The organism is Mycobacterium sp. NGS15 (assembly GCF_059813245.1).
In genome coordinates this window covers 572,283-591,248 of the sequence record NZ_JCALEF010000005.1, presented here as the reverse complement: position 1 = coordinate 591,248, position 18,966 = coordinate 572,283, and the positions used below count along the sequence as shown (strand labels likewise).

The following is an 18,966-nucleotide window of genomic DNA, read 5'->3' as shown; positions in this document are numbered from 1 at the left end:
ATAGCCCCTGGATAGCCCATCAGGGTTGAGAATCGGGGCGATTAGCCCTCTGAACTGCAAAGATAAAGGGTGGTCCCGGCTGGGTTCGAACCAGCGACCCCTCGCGTGTGAGGCGAGTGCTCTTCCGCTGAGCTACGAGACCGCGCGTTGATCCGTGATGGCTGATCAATCGAGGTGAAAGGCTAGCACGAGCGGCCGGAAACACCCCATTCCGCCCGCCTACAGGCCGCGCACGCAAGGGATTTGTGATTAAACCTCTCGTTCGACTACTGTTTCACTTCGCACCGGGTGACGATCTCATCCGTTGCGCGCGGATGTAGCGCAGTTGGTAGCGCACAACCTTGCCAAGGTTGGGGTCGCGGGTTCGAATCCCGTCATCCGCTCGGAGGGTGGACAGTCATCCCTAGCGGTGGAGTGGCCGAGTGGTGAGGCAACGGCCTGCAAAGCCGTGCACACGGGTTCGATTCCCGTCTCCACCTCCATAAAGACCCCGCGCGATTAGCTCAGCGGGAGAGCGCTTCCCTGACACGGAAGAGGTCACTGGTTCAATCCCAGTATCGCGCACCAGCATTACCGCAGCCAAGCTGCGGTTTTCTTCCCGGGAGACTGGGTTTGCGTCCCATGAGCACCACCAGAGCTGTAGGTGCGTAGGGCCAGGGTGAACTTCCGACGAGGAAAGAATCATCCACCTGGCCATCAACTAGATCATTGACGTACCCGGGTCGGCGGTGCCACCAGAGGGGAATTCAATTCGGGGCGCAAATCGGCCAGGTAAGGGTTGGCCTGTTGCGCTACTCGCACCACGTCGGTGTCGATCTCGGCGATGATCGTGCCGGTCCCCGATTCGATGCGGTCGAGCACGCCACCGTCGGGACCGACGATGCTGCTCCGGCCGACATAGGTCGTCGCGTTCTCGATACCGTCGTGATTGATATACGCCACATAGATCTGGTTCTCCCAGGCCCGTGTCCGGATCACGACATCGGCGACGAACTCGAAAGGCCTCATCTGTGCCGTCGGCACCGCAAGCAGGTGCGCACCGGCAAGGGCACTCATCCGGACGTTCTCGGGAAACTCCACGTCGTAGCAAATCATCATGGCGACGTTGACGCCGCGATAGCGCACCACGGTCGCCGGTTGGCTCCCCGGCGTGAAATAGGCACGATCGATCTCGCCGAACAGGTGAGTCTTGCGGTGCCGGCCACACACCACGCCACGCACATCGATAAAGACCGCGTTGTTGTACAGCGCCCCCGCAGCACCGCTCTCCGCCAGCCCCACGATGATCGCAATCTTGTTCCGTTCAGCGATTGAGCAGACGGCACCAAGGTGATCGGCGCTCACGAGCTCCGGTAAACGGTCCCCGATGTCGTAACCGGTGACGAACAGCTCCGGCGTGATGAGCAGATCCGCCTGCCCCGCCAGCCTTCTCGCGACCCGTTCGAGCTCAGCAAGATTCGCATCCGGATTCGCGGGATTCCCGGCCGACTGCAGGCCCGCGACTCTTAGTTTCGTGGAAATGGACCCACCTCCGGCTGTCATGGCGTTTCCACCACTTTGAGGCACAGAGGCCTCTTATGCATCCGAGACGTCCAAAATCGCAGCGCGTCTCAAGAGGCATCGCCACCATGGCCGGACTTATGCGGTGCCGCAACGTAAGGATTGCGTAAACCCAACAGGTATTCGAAGATCGAAAACCATTGCTGTTCAGCGATTTCAGCAAGTTCACAGCAATTCTGTGAGCGGCGTCATAGATGCCGAGTTCAACTGGTAGTTGTACCGTCTCAACTGTCACAAGGACGTGTCGCTCCCGGGTATCAATCAATTCCACTGCTCCTTCAGCCGCAGAGTGATTGGAGTCCCTCGTGCAGTCATGCACTGTCCCGAAAGTTCGTTTCTACAACGGTGTCGACATCCCCCAGCTGGGCCTCGGCGTCGCCGCCATCCCCGATGCAGAGGCGGAAACCATTGTCCGGCAAGCACTTGATGCCGGATACCGGCATATCGACACCGCCACCAGATACGGCAATGAACGCGGCGTCGGTCTCGGCATCTCCCGCTCGGGCGTGCCCCGAGACGAAGTTTTCATCACCACAAAGCTATGGGTGGACGATTTCTGTGATGCCGCAGGCGCTTTCGCGCGGAGCCTTGACATGCTCGGCACCGACTATGTGGATCTGTTCCTGATCCATTGGCCTGCACCCAATTACGGGCAGTATGTGACGGCGTGGCAGCAGATCGTGCAGCTCTATCGCACCGGCAACATCCGCGCCATTGGCGTATCCAACTTCGAACCCGAGCACGTACAGGCCATTGTCGACGCGACCGGCGTGCCACCGGTGATCAACCAGGTGGAGCTGCACCCGTACTTCCAACAGCGAGAGTTGCGGCAGTTCAACGCCGATCGGGAAATCGTCACGGAGGCATGGAGTCCTCTCGCCCAGGGAATCGGCGCCACGGGAGATTCCCCGCTGGCCGCACTGGCCGCCAAGCACAACAAGACGCCGGCACAGCTGATCCTGCGGTGGCATATCGAGTTGGGTCATGTGGTGATCCCCAAGACCTGCTCGCCTAGCCGGTTGGCCGAGAATCTGCAGATCTTCGATTTCAGTTTGTCCCCGGAAGATCTCGAGGTATTCGGCCAGTTCGACCGACCCAATGGCAGGCTGGGGACACACCCCAACGAGGGATTCTCGGCACATCACTCGGCGCGCAGCAGATGGCACCGAGAACAGCTGGCGAGGCGGGCAGCCTAGCGCTCCCCCATCCGGGCACGCCCAGCAGCGACAGCGACTAGTTCGGCCTCGGCCGGCGTGCAGGGGATTGCGGGATGCTGGTCATTGCGCCGCACCCCGTTCAGACACGCCGTCAGGTACACCGTCTGCATCCCTTACCGGTGGATCGGTCCGTCGGTGTCGCTTAGAGCACGCCCCGAGCCTCCCAAGGTTTCCGCGATAATCTGCGCCGCAATGGATATCGCGGTCTCCTCGGGCGTGCGGGCATTGAGATCCAGACCCAGCGGGCTGTGTAACCGCCGCAGCTGCTCGTCGGTGATACCTTCCGCGCGCAGGCGCCTCACCCTGTCGGTGTGGGTGCGCCGCGAGCCCAACGCACCGACAAAGCCCACCGGCACCCCGGTGAGGACCGCCGCCAGCATCGGCACGTCGAACTTCGGGTCATGCGTCAGCACGCACACCACGGTGCGCCCGTCGATGCGCCCAGCTTCTGCCTCGGCGTGCAGGTACCGGTGCGGCCAGTCGACCACCACCTCGTCCGCGTACGGGAACTGCGCCGGCGTCGCGAACACCTCACGGGCATCGACCACCGTCACCCGATAGCCGAGCTGGCTGCCGGTGCGGCTCAAGGCGCGTACGAAGGCGTTGGCCCCCGCCAGGATCATCCGCGGCGGCGCCGCAAACGCCTGCACGAAAACCCGCGGCAACGCGGATTGATCAGGCTCGCAGCGATCGGCGCCCGCCACCGCACTGCGCCCGGCTCGCACCAATGTCGCGATATCGCCGTCGATCTGTGGCCACGGTCCCGACTCTCCTGCATGCACCAGCGTCCAGTCGCACGTTCTCGACAGTGTGCTCACCAAGGCTGCAGGCTCCCCCAGTTCAATACGACTGCGTAGCCGGCGCAGCAGCGGCAACCGCTCGGCACCCACGTATTCGGTGACGACCTCAATCTCACCGCCGCATGTCAGGCCGGGCGCGAACCCGTCGTCGACGCCGAAGCGCTCGCTCGCGCACACGCCGGTTTCCAGAACCTCGCGGGCGGTCTCGATGATCGCGGCCTCCACACAACCACCAGACAACGATCCGATGATCCGCCCCTCGGCCGTCACGATCATCGCCGCGCCGGGCTCGCGGGGAACCGCACCACTGACCTCCACCACACGGGCCAGCGCGACCGCGCCACCTGCCTCGAGCAGTTCAATCAGATCGCCGAGTACGTCTTTCATCGGGGCTCTTCTCCCCCGGATGCGTTGATGGCCCGCCACACTCGTGCCGCGTTCATGGGTAGGCGGCGCATCCGTACCCCGACGGCATCGCGGATGGCGCTGGCGAGCGCGGGTGCCACCGGGTTGTACGGGGACTCACTCATCGACTTGGCGCCCAACGGCCCCAGCGTGTCATAGGTCTCCGCGAAGTAGACCTCGGTATCGGGCACATCCACCGACCGTGGAATGTGATAGTTACGCAGCACCGCCGTGGTGACGAAACCGTCCTCTACCAGGATCTCTTCGTAGAGCGCCGAACCGATGGCTTGTGCGACACCGCCTTCCACCTGCCCGCGGCACTGCTGCGGATTGATCACCACTCCGGCGTCGGCAGACTGCACCGACTGCAGGATCCGTACGGCGCCGGTCTCCGGTTGCACCCCGACCCGGAACGCCTGGACGTTGAAGGCGACCGACCGGGGCGTGCCCTCGTGACGGCCTGATGCCGCCAACGGCTCCGGCGACATGTCTGCAAGATCAGCCAGCCTCAAGAGTTCCTCGCCGATCAGTACGCCGTCCGGCCCCAGCACACACCGCGATTCCGGTACGGCCAGCTTCTCCGCAGCGAGCCGGACAATCTTGTCCCGCAACAGCTCTGCTGCCCGGTGCACGGCCAGGCCGGCAACGGTGGTACCCGCCGAGCCGAAGGCCCCGGTGTCGTGACCCACTCCGTCGGTATCGGCCTGGCGGACATCGACCTGACTCGGTGCGCAACCCAGCACGGCAGCGGCGAGCTGCGCGTGCACGGTGGTGGTGCCGTTGCCGAATTCGGCCGAACCCACAGAGATCCGGTAGCGGCCCCGCGCGTTCAGTTCGGCACGCGCGTCGGCCACATGCCCGCGCGGGGGCACGGTCGCGATCATGGCGACGGCCATGCCCTCCCCCACCTTCCAACCCGCAGGGAGGGTCGACCCGTTGCGTGCCGGATCCGCCACACCCTGCACCAGCGCGTCCTGCGCGAGATCGAGGCATTGGTCCAGCCCGTAGCTGCCGAATTCGAGGTCGTCCTCCTCGATCTCCCAGCTGACGAAGGGATCTCCCGGGACGATGGCGTTGCGGCGACGGAACTCGAACGGGTCGATACCGAGTTCGCGCGCCAGCTCATCGAGGGCCGATTCGATACCGAACAGCACCTGTCCCAGCCCGTAGCCGCGAAATGCACCGGACGGGATGTTGTTGGTGTATACGGCTTGCGCGTCGACTCTTTTATTGGCGCAACGATATTGGGCCATGGACTCGTTGCAGCCATGGAACATGACACCCACGCTGTGATTTCCATACGCCCCGGCATCAGCGAGCACGTCAACGGCCAGGGCGGTCAGTATGCCGTCCGGGCCCGCCGCCGCGGTGACGTTCACCCGCATCGGATGCCGGCACGGCGCGAGGGTGAATTGATCGGTGCGGCTGAATTCATAGACGGCGGGTGCCCCGGTGGCACGCACCGCCAGCAGTACCAGGTCTTCGGTGAGCATCTCCTGTTTAGCGCCGAACCCGCCGCCGACGCGCGGCGCGAACACCCGGACCTGTTCGCGCGCCAGGCCGAAGATATGGCAGAGCTCATCGCGCACCAGGAACGGGACCTGGCTGCTGGTGCGCACAACATAGCGCCCGCGCGCGTCCTGCCACCCCACCGAGCCGTGGGTCTCCAGGTGGACATGCTGTACCCGGGCGGTCTGCCAGCTGCCGCTGACGATGGCGCCGGACTGCCCCGCCCGGGCCAGGGCCGTCGCGACGTCGCCGACCTCACCGTGCACCTCCGCCACGAGATTGCGTGCGGGGTCGGCGATCCTGGCGCCGGCCCCCTTATCGCCGTGCACCAGGTGCACACCCGGCTGCTGCGCCAGCTCAGGGTCGAATATCGTTGGCAGTACCTCGTATTCGATGTCGATGTACTCCAGCGCCCGCTCCGCGATGGTCGGCGAGTCGGCAACCACCGCCGCGACACGCTGTCCCGCGAACCGCAGCACACGGTCGAAAACCAGCGTGTCATCGGGATCGTCGGCGCGCTCGTGGTGTCGTGCGGTGGAGAACGGCACGCCGGGATCGTCGCGATAACACAGCACCGCGCGCACCCCGGGCAGGGCGCCGGCCCTGGCGGTGTCGATCCGAATGATCCGGGCCGACGGATGCGGGCTGCCCAGTACCGCAATATGTCCCACACCGACGGGCAGCTGGTCCATGGTGTACGGCTCGGTACCGGTGACCACCCGCGCAGCGGCCGGGGCACTGACGGTGTCCTGCGGCGGCGCGGCACCGCTGATGGCGGCGCGAATGGGCCGGTAGCCCGTACACCGGCACAGGTTGCCCTTCAGCGCATTCCCCAGGTCTTCGGTCTGATCCTCGGTAAGCGTCGCCGCCGTCAGCACCATTCCGGCAGTGCAGAATCCGCATTGGAAGCCGGCATGACCGATGAAACCACGCTGCATGGGATGCAGGTCACGTTCGTCTCCGAGGCTCCGTATGGTGCGGATCTCGGCATCGGTGACCCGATGCGCGGGCACGATGCACGAGTGTTGCGATGCCCCGTCCACCAACACCGTGCACGCACCGCAATCCCCTGCATCGCAACCCTTCTTGACCTCGGTGTGGCCGTGCTCGCGCAGAAAGGTACGCAGGCATTGGCCGGGCCGCGGGCTGACGTCGATAATCTGGCCGTTCACCTTCATGGGTGCCCGCCCGCCAGCTCTTCGGCGACCTCGCGGGCCAGCCGCGCGGTGACCGCCCGGCGCCAGTCGGCGGCGCCGTGGGCATCGGTGTGAAACTCCACGCCGGGAATGGCTGCCGCAGCCTCGAATACACGTTCCGGATCGGCAGGGACCCGCAGCACGATCGGCCTACACGTCCCCGCGGAGATCCCGAGCACGATGTCCTCACCGTCGAGCCTGCCGGTGACCAGAGCACCGGAGCGGCCCAGCGCGGAGTAAGCGATTTTACGCAGTGCGGTCGGCTGCGCCAGCGCAGTGGCCGGAAAAGTTATGGCGCGCAGTACATCACCGGGCCGCAGCACGGTCTTGTTGATATCGGTCACGAATTCCGTGATGGCGCAGCGCTCGTCGGACCCGTCACGCCGCCAGATCAGCAAGTCGGCGTCCAGGGCCGCGCACAGCGAGATCATCGCTCCGGCGGGTAGGCCCAGGCAGATATTGCCGCCGACCGTCGCGGCACGCCAGATCTTGAACGAAGCCAGCAATGCACGCGCGCACTGGCCGAAAAGGACGGTCGCGCGCCAGCCGGGCGGATACGAGGCGGTGATGAGCCGTTCGATACTGCAGGTGGCCGCCACCTCCAGGCCGGCGGCGTCGACCACGAGATCGGGCCACCGCATCCCGGCCAGGTCCACGAGGCGGCGCAAACCCGGCTGCGGCTGGCTCATCAGCCAGGTGCCGCCGGCCAGCACGCCATCCTGCTCGCCGAGGCCGCGCAGATCAGCGCGGTCCCGGGGAACCATCACCGAATCGATGGTGTGAAGATCCATCAGCGCACCCTGCCCATCAATCCATGATGCGCCGCCTGCACTGCGGCCGCGATCCGATCGGTGTCGACCGTCAGCATCTCCCCGTTCTTGACGATCGCCCGGCCGCCCACCCACGAGCATGCGATGGGCGGCACCTCACCCAACACCAGGGCCGCCACCGGGTCGTCGATTCCGCTGTGTCCCAGCGTGCGCAAATCCCACAGCACCAGGTCGGCGCACTTGCCGACCTCGATCGAGCCGATCTCGTCGGCACGGCCCAGCAGGCGGGCGCCGCCGAGTGTGGCCAGCTCCAGTGCGGTGCGGGTGCTCAGCGCAGTGGGTCCCCCGACAGCTCGCGCCAGCAGCAGCGCCTGGTGTGCCTCCTCCAGCATCCGGCCCGACTCGTTGGAGGCCGCGCCGTCGACACCGAGGCCCACCGGCACCCCGGCGGCCATGAGCTCGCGAGTACGGGCGATGCCCGCACCCAGGCGTCCGTTGGAGGTCGGGCAGTGCGCGATGCCGGTGCCCGTGCCTGCCAACCGGGCGATGGCCGCGTCGTCGAAGTGAATGCCGTGCGCGAACCACACGTCGGGGCCCAGCCAGCCCAGCTGTTCCATGTAATCCAGCGGGCTGCAGCCAAAGCGCTCGGCACAGTAGGTGGTTTCGTCCACAGTTTCGGCCAGGTGGGTGTGCAGGCGCACACCATGCTCGCGAGCCAGCAGCGCCGACTGGCGCAACAACTCCCCACTCACCGAGAAGGGTGAGCACGGTGCCACACCAATGTGCACCATGGATCCGGGCGTGGGGTCATGCCAGCGGGCGATGGCCGCGGCAGTGGCCTCCAGGGCGGTGTCGATCGACTCCACCAGGCTATCCGGCGGCAGGCCACCCGCCGACTGACCCAAATCCATTGAGCCCCTTGTTGGATCGAATCGCAGCCCGACGGCCCGTGCGGCCTCGATCTCTGCTTCCAGCAGATCACCCGCCCCCGAGGGAAATACGTAGTGGTGATCGGTGCTCGTGGTGCATCCCGATAGCGCCAGCCAGCTCAGCGCCCCCTGTGCCGCCACGTGCACGTCGTCGGCGTCGATGCCTTTCCACACCGGATAGAGAGCGGTGAGCCACTCGAAGAGCGTGTGATCGGCGGCCAGCCCCCGCGTGATCCATTGGTAGAGATGATGGTGCGTATTGACCAGCCCCGGCGTCAGCAGGCAGCCCCGTCCGTCCACGCGCTCGACGCCCGGCAGCGCGCGCCACGGGTGCTGTTCGCCGGCCGATAACACCGCGGCGATACGACTGTCCTCGATGACCACGGCGGCACCGTCAAGCTCCCGCCCGTCTTTGTCCACGGTGGCGACGAATACGTTCTCGATCAATGTGATTGGGCTCATCGAGGTTCCCCGCTGCCGCACCTCATGCTGCGCTTACGACGTGCGGTGTGCACTATGGTGCGATGGACCCGATTGCCGCCGCCGTGTACCGCGGGCACATCCTTCACATCACGGGCTCCCCCACGGTGACCGAAGCGGCCGCACACCTGCGGTCGGTGCCCGATGGTGCGCTGGCCGTCGGCGTCGACGGCGTGATCGCCTACTGCGGCACCTACGCGCAACTGCCCCAGGCCTATTCCGCGTGGCCGGTGCACGATTATCGCCCCGGTTTCCTGCTCCCCGGTTTCGTGGACACGCATATGCACTTCGCGCAGACCTACTGCACCGATTCCTACGGTGGCGGCCAGCTGTTGGAGTGGCTGGAGCGCTGCATCTTTCCGGCAGAGGCCCGTTTGGCCGACCCCGTGCTGGCGCAGCGTGCCGCCGCCGCGTTCTGCCGGCGCCGCATCGCCGCCGGAACCACGGCCGCGATGGTGATGGGTTCGGCGTTCCCGCAAGCCCAGGATGCCTTGTTCGCGGCGACGCGTGCCGCGGGCCTGCGGATGGTCAGCGGACGCGGTGTGCAGACCGTCGGCCCCCCGAGCGCCGCACCGCTGCTCACCACGGCGGAACACGCCATCGAGCTGTGTGCGAAAGAAATCGAAGAATGGCATGGTGACCCGCTCACCGATGTCGCCGTGGTGCCCAGGTTCTCGCTGTCGGTGAACACCGACACCCTTGCGGCGCTTGGCGAGCTCTACGACGGGGTGCGGGGTAAGGGTGTCTACTTCCATTCTCATCTCAACGAGAACGCCCGGCCGGGCACCGGCGAGGTGGATGCCACCCTGTCCGCATACGGGGTCGGGAGTTACCTGGATACCTATGACGGTCATTTCCTGCCCGGCTCCCGCAAGGGCGGCGCAACGCTACTGGGCCGCAGGAGCATTCTCGCGCATGCCGTGCACTGCCAGGATGGGGAGCTGGCCCGGATGGCGGAAACCGGAACGTCCATCGCGCACTGCCCCACCTCGCAGCTGTTCCTAGGCTCCGGAACCATGCCGTGGCGCCGGACCGTCGACAGTGGAGTCAACATCGCCCTGGGCACCGACGTGGGTGGTGGCGACGAATGGCTGTTGACGCGCGTACTGAACGACTGTTTCAAAGTCCATATGTCCGAACCGGCTTCGGCCGCGGTATCACTGCACCCCGCCGAACTGCTGTTCACCGCCACACTTGCCGGGGCACGGGCACTGGACCGCGAGGACACGTTCGGCAACCTCGACGCGGGCAAGGACGCGGACTTCCTGATCGTCGACCCACACCGATGGGAACCATTGGCCGACAACCTTTCCCACGGCATCCAATCCGACGACGAGCAGCTGTCCACCGAGCAGACACTGTTTCGCCTGTTGATGGGTCTGCGGGAACCGGCCATCAGCTCGGTGCACGTGCGCGGGCGGGATATCACCGGCTACCTCGACTGCTAGGTCAACCAGGACAGGTGCGGGTCCCAGGCCGGCCCGGCGTCCGGTGCCTCATCCCGAGTCACGATGGCTTGGATCAACCCGTACGGGCGGTCATCGGCATGAAAGACCTCGTTAGGGTTCTCCAATCCAAACGGTGACAGGTCGTAGAGGAAGTGGTGCTTGTTGGGCGCCGAGAGGCGGACCTCGGCGATCACCGGGTAGGTCTGCAGGATCGCCTTGCCGATCTCGTACAACGTCTGCTGCAGGGCAAGCGAGTGCACGGTGGCGAAGCGCTCCAGGATGAGCGCCTTGACCCCGAGGTAGGTTTGATTCCAATCGATCTCGGTACCGATGAAGCGCCACTTGGCCACCAGTGAGGTGGCCATCACCCGGTCGTTGGTGGGCTGCAGGACCGTGTACTTGTCTTCCAGGAAATCGTGGAACTCCGACCCCGTCGATTTCAGCACCACAAGGTCCTTGAGACCGCCGACCACCCACGTCCGCTGTGCCGCGCCCACACCGTCGACGGTGATCTCGGCGGTACGCACCTCCTGCCCCGTGCGAACCCAGGCGTGGTCGTGTTCGCGCCCATCGACAACGACCCTCTCCCAGGCGTATTCGTCAATCTCGATGCGGGCTCCGGTTACCGGCTCGTACTCGTCCACGAAGTGGTACGCCAGATCCAGGCCATACCGTTCGATGGTCTCGATGCCCTTCTCCTTGGCGTAGGCGTAGATGGTCTGCTTCTGGCTGTCGGTGGGCAGCACCTTGCGCTGGTCACCATCGGTGTAGGCGGCGGCGAAGTCCCCGCGCAGTGCACTGCCGACGTTGAGGTCCTTGATCTCATGACGCGGAGTGTCCCGGTAGATCCGGACGACTCGATTCTCGGCCTTGCCGTACTGGTTGCCTCCGAGCACGATTCCCATGGATGCGTTCCTTTCTCAGCTGCCGCGATAGGTGGAGTAGGCGTACGGGCTCAGCAGCAGCGGGACATGCAGGTGCCCACTACCGTCCGCCCGGAAACTGATGATCACCTCCGGGTAGAAGCCGTCGATCCCGTTGTCGGTGAACCAGCTTCCGGTGTCGAACACCAGCCGGTACTCACCGGCGGCTAGCACCGCCCCGGCAAGGTCGGCAATCCGTCCCCCGGAATCGGTTGTGCCACTGGCCACCGCAGACTCTGCAGCGTCCAGCAGGGTCACCCGCACACCCTGCGCCGGCCGCCCGGATACCGCGTCCAATACATGGGTACTCACACCCGCCACTATCCATCCTCCGTCTCGATCTCATCGGCATGCCTGCCTGCCGGGCCCAGCATCCGCGCCAGACGGCTGCGATTGATCTTGCCCAATTCCATTCTCATCACACGGCGTTCGTTCTGCGGGTCATTCTTGAGCCGCTCCTGCAGGATCGCCAGCAGTTCCGCGGCGGGTCTGCCATTGGCGAACACGAGATACACATAGCCAAAGCGCTGCTCGTACTCGGCATTGCATTCCTTGAGCCGGGCCAGCACCGTGGCGTCGGCACCGGCCACCCCGGACTGTTCCTGGCAGGAGGCCGCGTTATCGGGCCGCTCCCCGATCCTCGGGTGTCCGTCGAGGGCCTCGTCCAGGTCCGAGTCGGTGAGCTCGGCGAGGATCAAGTCCGCACGGTTGTACAGCGCCTCCTCATCGCTGAACGGGCGCCCGGCCGCCACCCGCACCGCCCATATCCGCGAGGTGCAACACTCATAGAGCCAGTGGATCGCCTGGTTATCGGTGAGCTCGTTAAAGCTCTCGATTCCCCGCCAGTCAACGCGCCGCATGGAAATCCTCGTAACGCCCAAAGCGGGCGGCCGTGATGGGGTTGGCATCGGCCACCAGATCCTCGAACCGGTAATTGGCGATCTTCGCGATCTCGATGAGGGCGAAAGCACGCTCGCTGGTCGCCGAGTTCTCCATGCGGCTCCACCCGTTGCGCAACACTCGTTCGTAGCGCTCGGTCTCACGTGCGCAGATCACCAGCGGGAAGCCGAAGTGTTCGCGATAGGCGTTCGCCAGGCTCACCACATTGTTCAGCTCACCCTCGTCGAGGGTCTGCAGGATGGTGTGGTCGACGGCCGCCATCTCCCCAGCTTCGTCCTCGGCGCCCAAATCCGGGAACGATCTGATGAGTTCGAGTTGCTCCTCATCACTGCCGGTGAGCATCGCCTCCTGGAACGCGCTGCGCAGATCGTGTGCGTCGGCAAAGGGCCGCTGTCGGTAGGCGCGGTCCACCACCCAGTGCACGTCCTGGACCAGGCTGCCGAAGGTGTGGCGAAACGCGTCGAGGGTCATCTCGTTGACCTGCGCGAGCCGAATGGCGCCTCCCCCGGCCACCGCCACGCCGCGGCTGCCGGTATGGAAGAACAGCAGGTTCAACACGATCGCGGTGATGGCGCCCATGGTGATGCCGGTGCTGAACGGGATCTGCAGCAGCCCCGGTACGGCCTGGTCGATTCCCGGGAGCGCGGGAACGGCGACGCCACGCCCGTGGTCCAGGACAGTTGACGGGCCCGAGGATTGGGAAAACTGCACATACATCCCCATGGCCAGCGAGGTACTGGCGATGATCAGGTTGCGGTGGTCGTTGAAGTCGACCTTGCCGAGTGTCTGGATGCCGACGACGGCCACCGTCGCGAACAAGGTCATCGCGGCCCCGCCCAGCACCGGTGCGGGGATCGATTCCACGATCTTGGCGGTCTTGGGCAGCACACCCAACACCATCATGATCACCCCGGCGGCCGCTACCACCCAACGACTCTTGACGCCGGTGAGGCGCACCAGCCCGACGTTTTCCGAGAACGCCGTGTACGGGAACGAGTTGAAGGTGCCGCCGATCATGGTGGCAATGCCATCGGCGCGGACCGTGGCAGCAATATCCGCCCCGCGTACCCGCTTGCCGACGATCTCAGCGGTGGCGAAGACCGCGCCGGTGGATTCGACGGCGGTCACCATCAGCACGACCATCAGCGACACCACCGCAATGACATCGAAGCGCGGGGCGCCGAACGCGAACGGCGAGGTGAACCCGATCCAGCCGGCCTCACCCACCCGAGTGAAGTCGGTATCCCCGGCAAGCCAGGCGATGGCGGTGCCGGAAACCAGTCCGAGCAGCACCGCGATGGTGCTCCAGAAGCCCCGGAAGAACCTCTGCATCAACACGATCAGCACGATGGTGCCCACCGCGTACATGAGCCAGCGCCCGTTTCCGGGATCGTGTGCGGCCACCGGGCTGTGTGGGTTGCGGACGGCGTCGCCGATGCCCACTGGCAGCAGCGATACGCCGATGATCGTGATGACCGAGCCGGTCACGATCGGCGGGAAGAACCGGATGAGGCGGGCGAAGAACGGCGCGATGAGAAACGTAAACGCGCCCGCGGCGATGACGGCGCCGTAGACGGTGAGCAGCCCCACCCTGCCGCCGCCGTGATCGTTGGCGATCTTGATCACCGGGGCCAGGGTCGCGAAGGTGACCCCTTGGAGCAGCGGCAGTCGCACGCCGATCTTCCAGAACCCCACCGCTTGCAGGATCGACGCGATACCGCACGTGAACAGGTCGGCGGTGATCAACATGGTCAGCGCCTCGGCGTCCAGGTCGATGGCCCGCGCGATGAGCAGCGGCACCAGCACTGCGCCGGCGTAGAACGCGATCACATGCTGGATGCCCAAAGTGATGAGCTTGCCCGCTGCGGGCACCTCGTCGACGGGGTGGACTCTCCTCATCGCAGAACCTCCCTGCCTCGGTGCGCCCGTGCTTACCTGCCGACCGCGGAAGCGACGCTAGATCGAACGTGTTGCGGCCAGGTTGCCGGATGTCTATATCTTTCCAGCGGGTCACCTCGCTACGTTTCCGCGATTACGTCCAATTGTCCTGCGACAGCGACTATCACCGACTCCAGGCGGTCGTGGTGGGTGGTCGCCACGGTCAGCAGTGCCTCGGTATCGTGCCTTGCCACCGCTGTGATCATCGCCTCATGGTCTGCGTGTAGCTGCAGCTGATCCGAGGCGGAAACCGTGCGCATCACCTGAAACGGCTCGGTCAGATTCCAGGTGGCCTCGAACATGTGCAACAGGCGGTGCATGCCGCAGGGCATCACCAAGGCGCGGTGAAAACGCCGGGAATGCAGGTGAAAAGCGCGCGCATCGCCTTCGATGGTGGCCTGTTGCAGCCGCTCGTGTTCGGCCAGTGCGCGATCCAGGTCCTCGGACGTTGCGAGCGCCACCGCCTGTGCGAGCGCGGCACGCTCGAGAACACCTCGGGTGAAATAGATCTCACGAAGCTCCGGAAGCGTGAGCTGAGCTACCCGGTAGACCCCATTGGCACGATGGTTGACGAGCCCCTCGGCGACAAGGGTCTTGAGCGCTTCTCGTACCGGGATGGGGCTGATTTGGTACGTGTCGGCGACCTCGCTGATGGGGATCATGGAACCCGGCGGCGCGGCACCGTCGAGGATGGCCCGCCGCAACCCGTCGAGCACGCTCGTCTGGTCATGCCCTGACCGGTTGGCGCGCAGCTCGTTGATCAGCCTCCGGTAGCGGAACGTACGTGACATTCGCCCTCCATCGCCGTCTGCCGAACCCCGATCTTGTCAGTGGTCGCGGCCGGCCGCCATTGCTGGCGACACAGAGTTAACGCGAACGTTTCATGACGGGGCGTCCGCGACAACGTCGCACCCCACACCCGCCGCGGCCGACGTACCCTGTCGGCCATGCGCATACGCGTCATCAACCCCAACACCACCGAGGCCATGACGAAGGCCATCGAAGTGGTAGCGCAATCAGCGGCCTGGCCGGGAACCAGCATCACCGCCGTCAACCCGGCGATGGGGCCGGTCTCGATCGAAAGCCACTACGACGAGGCGTTGAGTGCGCCCGGTGTGCTGGCCGAAATCCGCCGCGCTGAATCCGAAGGCGCCGAAGGGTACGTGCTGGCCTGCTTCGGTGATCCCGGCCTGGATGCCGCGCGAGAACTGGCCGCCGGGCCGGTGGTCGGCATCGCCGAAGCTGCCATGCACATGGCCAGTCACCTCGGCCGGGGGTTCAGCGTGGTCACCACATTGGAACGCACCGCCGGCCGCGCCTGGGATCTGGCCGAACGCTATGGAATGTCCCGCTTCTGCCGGGGAGTGCACGGTTGCGATATCGCGGTGCTGGACTTGGAAAGAAACCCCCAAACCAAGGACATTCTCATCGAGCACTGCCGACGCGCGGCGCGCGATGACGGCAGCGATGTGGTCGTGCTGGGTTGTGCGGGGATGGCCGGGCTGTGCCGGGACATCTCATCGGAGATCGGGCTACCGGTGATCGATGGTGTGGCAGCCGCGGTGAACCTGGTGCAGTCGTTGGTGTCCATGGGCCTGCGCAAGTCGGGGCGGGGCGAGTTCGCCTCACCTCCGATCAAACCCTATGCCGGACTGATGGATTCGTTCGGCTCGATATCGGCGGGGTGAACCCGACGCCAATGTTCGGCGATGTCGATGCGTTTGGCGATCCACACCCCCTCATGGGCCTGCACATGATCGAGGAACCGCTCGAGCGCGACAGTTCGCGCCGGCCGGCCCACGAGGCGGCAGTGCAGGCCCACCGACAGCATCTTCGGGCTGCCCGCCTCCCCCTCGGCGTACAGGCAGTCGAAGGCATCACGCAGGTGCGTGAAAAATTGTTCCCCGCTGGGGAATCCAGCCGGTGAGGCAAACCGCATATCGTTCGTGTCGAGGGTGTAGGGCACGACCAAATGGTCGGCCGCGCCGCCGTGAGCAGGCACCCGCACCCGGTACGGCAGGTCATCGGCATAGGAGTCGGAATCGTAGGCGAAGCCCCCGTGCTCGACCACCAGTTTCCGGGTCTGTGGGGAATCACGGCCGGTGTACCAACCCAACGGGGCGGCTCCGGTGAGATCACGCAGAATCTGGACCGCCTGCGCCATGTGCTCACGCTCGATATCCGGGGACACCAGCTGGTAGGACTGCCACCGCAGCCCATGGCAGGCAATTTCGTGCCCGAGCTCGCTGAATGCCGCCACCGCCTCCGGGTTGCATTGCAACGCCCGCGCCACGGCGAAGATCGTCAGGGGTAGGCCCCGGCGCTCGAAAACCCGCAGGACCCGCCAGAGCCCCGCGCGTGAACCGTATTCGTACAGCGATTCCATGCTCATGTGCCGATTCGTGAACGGCTCCGCCGGGACCATCTCCGACAGAAATGTCTCCGAGGCGGCCGATCCATCCAGGACGTTGTTCTCAGCACCCTCTTCATAATTGAGCACGAACTGCACCGCGATACGGGCCCCACCGGGCCAGCGCGGGTGCGGCGGGGTGCGTCCGTAACCCACCATATCGCGGGGTGTTGCCTGTCCAGCCTCGTAAGGAGCCATCGTGCGCACGATAGTAGGCCGCCCGATTTGCCGCACAGAATCACGTTCCGGTGGAGGAATTCTGGCCTGGGAAAATATTGTTTCTGCGCAACACGATGGCAACACCGACCACTTAACTTCGGGTCACCAGCTTTTCTGGCTGGTCGACGATTCGCAGGAGGTTACGTGACCGGCGTACTCACGGCTGATGCCATCGCTCCCGCCAGCGGGCACAGCGCCGCCGGGGACAGCGTGATCAAACCCGGATACGACCCGGCGTTGACCAACGGCGACCTGGCCCCGCTGCGGACACAGAGCTGGACCAGCTACAACTTTTTCGCGTTCTGGATGTCCGATGTCCACAGTGTCGGCGGCTACGTCTTTGCGGGAAGTCTTTTCGCGCTGGGAATCTCAGCCTGGCAGGTGCTGCTGGCCCTGACGATCGGCATCGTGGCGGTGTACTGGCTGTGCAATCTGGTGTCACGACCTTCCCAGCAGGCCGGCGTGCCGTACCCGGTGACCGCCCGCATCGCGTTCGGGGTGCGGGGGGCCAATCTTCCCGCTGTGATCCGGGGCCTTATCGCCGTCGCCTGGTACGGCATCCAAACCTATTTAGCGTCAACGGCATTCGTACTCTTAGCGGTGAAGTTCGAGCCCTCCCTCGGTCGTTACGGCAATGCCGGCGAGTACGGATTTCTGGGGTTATCGCTACTCGGCTGGGGCGGCTTCCTGCTGATGTGGGTGCTGCAGGCCGCCGTCTTCTGGAACGGCATGGAGGCGATTCGTAAGTTCATCGACTTCTGCGGGCCCGCGGTGTACGCGGTGATGCTGGCATTGGCGCTCTATCTCGTCGTCGCGGCCGGCTGGGAGAACGTGCATTTCGGCCTGGCGTCGGGTCCGCCGAAAACCGGGTTCGCCGCGGTGGCGACTGTGTTGAGCGCGATCGCGCTGGTGGTGTCTTACTTCTCGGGGCCCATGCTCAACTTCGGCGATTTCTCGCGGTACGGGCGCAGCTTCGAGGAGGTGAAGCGCGGGAACTTCCTGGGATTGCCGTTGAACTTTCTGTTCTTCGCGGTGTTGGCGGTGTGCACGGTGTCGGCAGGGGCGACGGTCATCGGCCGCGGCGAGGACGGCGCCATCATCACCGACCCGGTGCTGATCGTGGACAGAATCGACAACACCACCGCGGCGGTGCTGGGTGTACTCACCTTCGCGATCGCCACCATCGGGATCAATATCGTGGCGAATTTCGTCTCGCCCGCTTTCGATTTCTCCAACCTGTCCCCCACCCGGATCAGCTGGCGGGCCGGCGGCATGATCGCGGCGGTCGGCTCGATTCTGATCACCCCCTGGAATCTCTACAACAACCCGGACACGATCCACTACACACTCGATACGCTCGGCGCGGTGATCGGCCCGCTCTTCGGAGTCCTCATCGCCGACTTCTATGTCGTGCGCAATCGCACCATCGAGGTCGACGGCCTATTCACCCTGTCCCCGTCGGGCGCGTACTACTACCGCGGCGGGGTCAACCCAGTGGCGGTGGCCGCGACTGTCACCGGGGCGCTTACCGCCATCGCGATGGTGGTCTGGGGCAGCGCCTACCTGGCGAGCTTCACCTGGTTCGTGGGTGCCGGAATCGGCTTCGGCGTCTACCTGCTGGGCATGCGGTACGTCCCGGCACGTGTGATCTATGGCCGGTAGTCCCGGTCTGCGCCGTCACCCAGGTGATCACACGGCACCTCGATCACATCGGCGCGTGCGGCCAGGTACGGCCCGGCTCCCCGGTCGCACTCCAGTGCGCCCAGTACCGGGCCGAAATGTTCCGAGCCGATGTACACGGGATGGCCCGGCCGACCTTCGAATATCGCGCGTGCCAATGCCGAGCGCCGACGCCCACTTGCGCACAGCACCGCGCGTATCACCTCCGGACCCACGGACGGCAGGTCGACCAGATGGATAAGAACTCCCGCCACATCCGTTCGCGGGCGCAGCAGTTCCAGCACCGATCGCACCGATTCCGATGCGCCGCCGCGCCACCGGGTAACGTCGATACTCCTTGCAGGCGAAGGTATTTCGGTGTGCGCGGCACCCTGCGTCACGTAGATCTCGTCGCAGCCCCCACGGTCCAGCGCGGTCACCGCCAGCGCGAGCCAGCGCCCCTCCTCGGCAAGGATCTTCGGCATGCCGTAGCGGGTACCGGCTCCTGCCGCGAGTACCGCGCCGGCAACAATATCTGCCGTGGCATCGGGCGCGGCAAAGGTCATAGCCCTATCGAACCCCATGACCGCCACCCGCGTAATA

16 protein-coding genes, 4 tRNA genes and 1 pseudogene are annotated in these 18,966 nt (G+C 65.2%); 7 read left to right on the top strand and 14 right to left on the bottom strand.

Annotation, left to right across the window (positions count from 1 at the left end; genetic code table 11):
• Positions 1 to 70: 70 nt before the first annotated feature.
• A tRNA-Val gene (locus AC5Y5C_RS17410) sits at positions 71 to 142 on the bottom strand.
• 168 nt (positions 143 to 310) lie between these two features.
• Here AC5Y5C_RS17410 and AC5Y5C_RS17405 point away from each other — a divergent pair.
• The 3 genes from AC5Y5C_RS17405 (at position 311) to AC5Y5C_RS17395 (ending at position 567) form a co-directional block, all read left to right on the top strand.
• Positions 311 to 383 (top strand) — tRNA-Gly (locus AC5Y5C_RS17405).
• A gap of 25 nt (positions 384 to 408) precedes the next feature.
• A tRNA-Cys gene (locus tag AC5Y5C_RS17400) sits at positions 409 to 482 on the top strand.
• Between the two features lie 10 nt (positions 483 to 492).
• Positions 493 to 567: transfer RNA gene (locus AC5Y5C_RS17395), tRNA-Val, on the top strand.
• Positions 568 to 705: 138 nt separating this feature from the next.
• Here AC5Y5C_RS17395 and AC5Y5C_RS17390 read toward each other — a convergent pair.
• A complete protein-coding gene (locus tag AC5Y5C_RS17390; protein ID WP_499974452.1) occupies positions 706 to 1,542 on the bottom strand; it encodes a carbon-nitrogen hydrolase family protein in 837 nt (278 codons plus the stop codon).
• 323 nt (positions 1,543 to 1,865) lie between these two features.
• Between AC5Y5C_RS17390 and AC5Y5C_RS17385 the strand changes: the two genes are divergently transcribed.
• The gene (locus AC5Y5C_RS17385) at positions 1,866 to 2,756 is read left to right on the top strand and encodes an aldo/keto reductase (protein WP_499974450.1); all 891 of its coding nucleotides are present in this window, start codon (positions 1,866 to 1,868) and stop codon (positions 2,754 to 2,756) included.
• A 26-nt stretch (positions 2,757 to 2,782) separates the two neighbouring features.
• On the opposite strand, the pseudogene AC5Y5C_RS17380 reads toward AC5Y5C_RS17385, so the two are convergent.
• The 5 genes and pseudogenes from AC5Y5C_RS17380 to AC5Y5C_RS17360 form a co-directional block, all read right to left on the bottom strand.
• Positions 2,783 to 2,878, bottom strand: a pseudogene (locus AC5Y5C_RS17380) (3-keto-5-aminohexanoate cleavage protein); the annotation flags it as partial.
• 12 nt (positions 2,879 to 2,890) lie between these two features.
• Positions 2,891 to 3,964 carry an XdhC family protein gene (locus tag AC5Y5C_RS17375; RefSeq protein WP_499974449.1) on the bottom strand — a complete coding sequence of 358 codons (1,074 nt, stop codon included), beginning with the start codon at positions 3,962 to 3,964 and terminating at the stop codon, positions 2,891 to 2,893.
• Positions 3,961 to 6,669, bottom strand: coding sequence for a molybdopterin-dependent oxidoreductase (locus tag AC5Y5C_RS17370; RefSeq protein WP_499974448.1), 2,709 nt, complete (start codon positions 6,667 to 6,669; stop codon positions 3,961 to 3,963). Before AC5Y5C_RS17370 ends, AC5Y5C_RS17375 begins: the two co-directional genes overlap by 4 nt.
• Positions 6,666 to 7,478, bottom strand: a complete 813-nt coding sequence (locus AC5Y5C_RS17365; protein ID WP_499974446.1) for an FAD binding domain-containing protein — start codon at positions 7,476 to 7,478, stop codon at positions 6,666 to 6,668. The genes AC5Y5C_RS17370 and AC5Y5C_RS17365 overlap by 4 nt, the downstream gene beginning before the upstream one ends.
• Positions 7,478 to 8,848, bottom strand: a complete 1,371-nt coding sequence (locus AC5Y5C_RS17360; protein ID WP_499974445.1) for an 8-oxoguanine deaminase — start codon at positions 8,846 to 8,848, stop codon at positions 7,478 to 7,480. The genes AC5Y5C_RS17365 and AC5Y5C_RS17360 overlap by 1 nt, the downstream gene beginning before the upstream one ends.
• A gap of 83 nt (positions 8,849 to 8,931) precedes the next feature.
• Here AC5Y5C_RS17360 and AC5Y5C_RS17355 point away from each other — a divergent pair, with 83 nt between their 5' ends.
• Positions 8,932 to 10,314 carry an amidohydrolase family protein gene (locus AC5Y5C_RS17355; protein ID WP_499974685.1) on the top strand — a complete coding sequence of 461 codons (1,383 nt, stop codon included), beginning with the start codon at positions 8,932 to 8,934 and terminating at the stop codon, positions 10,312 to 10,314.
• Here the strand turns inward: AC5Y5C_RS17355 and pucL are convergent.
• The 5 genes from pucL to AC5Y5C_RS17330 all read right to left on the bottom strand — a co-directional run bounded on the left by pucL (position 10,311) and on the right by AC5Y5C_RS17330 (position 14,866).
• Positions 10,311 to 11,219 carry a factor-independent urate hydroxylase gene (gene pucL, locus AC5Y5C_RS17350; protein ID WP_499974444.1) on the bottom strand — a complete coding sequence of 303 codons (909 nt, stop codon included), beginning with the start codon at positions 11,217 to 11,219 and terminating at the stop codon, positions 10,311 to 10,313. The two genes, AC5Y5C_RS17355 and pucL, sit on opposite strands and share 4 nt — an antisense overlap.
• A gap of 15 nt (positions 11,220 to 11,234) precedes the next feature.
• Positions 11,235 to 11,558 carry a hydroxyisourate hydrolase gene (gene uraH / locus AC5Y5C_RS17345; RefSeq protein WP_499974442.1) on the bottom strand — a complete coding sequence of 108 codons (324 nt, stop codon included), beginning with the start codon at positions 11,556 to 11,558 and terminating at the stop codon, positions 11,235 to 11,237.
• On the bottom strand, positions 11,558 to 12,097 hold the full coding sequence (gene uraD / locus AC5Y5C_RS17340; RefSeq protein ID WP_499974441.1) for a 2-oxo-4-hydroxy-4-carboxy-5-ureidoimidazoline decarboxylase: 540 nt from the start codon (positions 12,095 to 12,097) through the stop codon (positions 11,558 to 11,560). The genes uraH and uraD overlap by 1 nt, the downstream gene beginning before the upstream one ends.
• Positions 12,084 to 14,036, bottom strand: a complete 1,953-nt coding sequence (locus tag AC5Y5C_RS17335) for a solute carrier family 23 protein (protein WP_499974437.1) — start codon at positions 14,034 to 14,036, stop codon at positions 12,084 to 12,086. Before AC5Y5C_RS17335 ends, uraD begins: the two co-directional genes overlap by 14 nt.
• 119 nt (positions 14,037 to 14,155) lie before the next feature.
• Positions 14,156 to 14,866, bottom strand: a complete 711-nt coding sequence (locus AC5Y5C_RS17330; protein WP_499974435.1) for a GntR family transcriptional regulator — start codon at positions 14,864 to 14,866, stop codon at positions 14,156 to 14,158.
• Positions 14,867 to 15,022: 156 nt separating this feature from the next.
• On the opposite strand from AC5Y5C_RS17330, the gene AC5Y5C_RS17325 reads away from it, so the two are divergent.
• Positions 15,023 to 15,763 (top strand): aspartate/glutamate racemase family protein, encoded by a 741-nt coding sequence (locus tag AC5Y5C_RS17325; RefSeq protein ID WP_499974434.1) that lies wholly within the window; start codon positions 15,023 to 15,025, stop codon positions 15,761 to 15,763.
• Here AC5Y5C_RS17325 and puuE read toward each other — a convergent pair.
• Positions 15,718 to 16,683 carry an allantoinase PuuE gene (puuE, locus tag AC5Y5C_RS17320; protein ID WP_499974432.1) on the bottom strand — a complete coding sequence of 322 codons (966 nt, stop codon included), beginning with the start codon at positions 16,681 to 16,683 and terminating at the stop codon, positions 15,718 to 15,720. The genes AC5Y5C_RS17325 and puuE overlap by 46 nt on opposite strands.
• A gap of 165 nt (positions 16,684 to 16,848) precedes the next feature.
• On the opposite strand from puuE, the gene AC5Y5C_RS17315 reads away from it, so the two are divergent.
• Positions 16,849 to 18,366 (top strand): NCS1 family nucleobase:cation symporter-1, encoded by a 1,518-nt coding sequence (locus tag AC5Y5C_RS17315; RefSeq protein WP_499974430.1) that lies wholly within the window; start codon positions 16,849 to 16,851, stop codon positions 18,364 to 18,366.
• On the opposite strand, the gene AC5Y5C_RS17310 is transcribed toward AC5Y5C_RS17315, so the two are convergent.
• Positions 18,354 to 18,947, bottom strand: coding sequence for a nucleotidyltransferase family protein (locus AC5Y5C_RS17310; protein WP_499974428.1), 594 nt, complete (start codon positions 18,945 to 18,947; stop codon positions 18,354 to 18,356). The two genes, AC5Y5C_RS17315 and AC5Y5C_RS17310, sit on opposite strands and share 13 nt — an antisense overlap.
• Positions 18,948 to 18,966 lie beyond the last annotated feature (19 nt).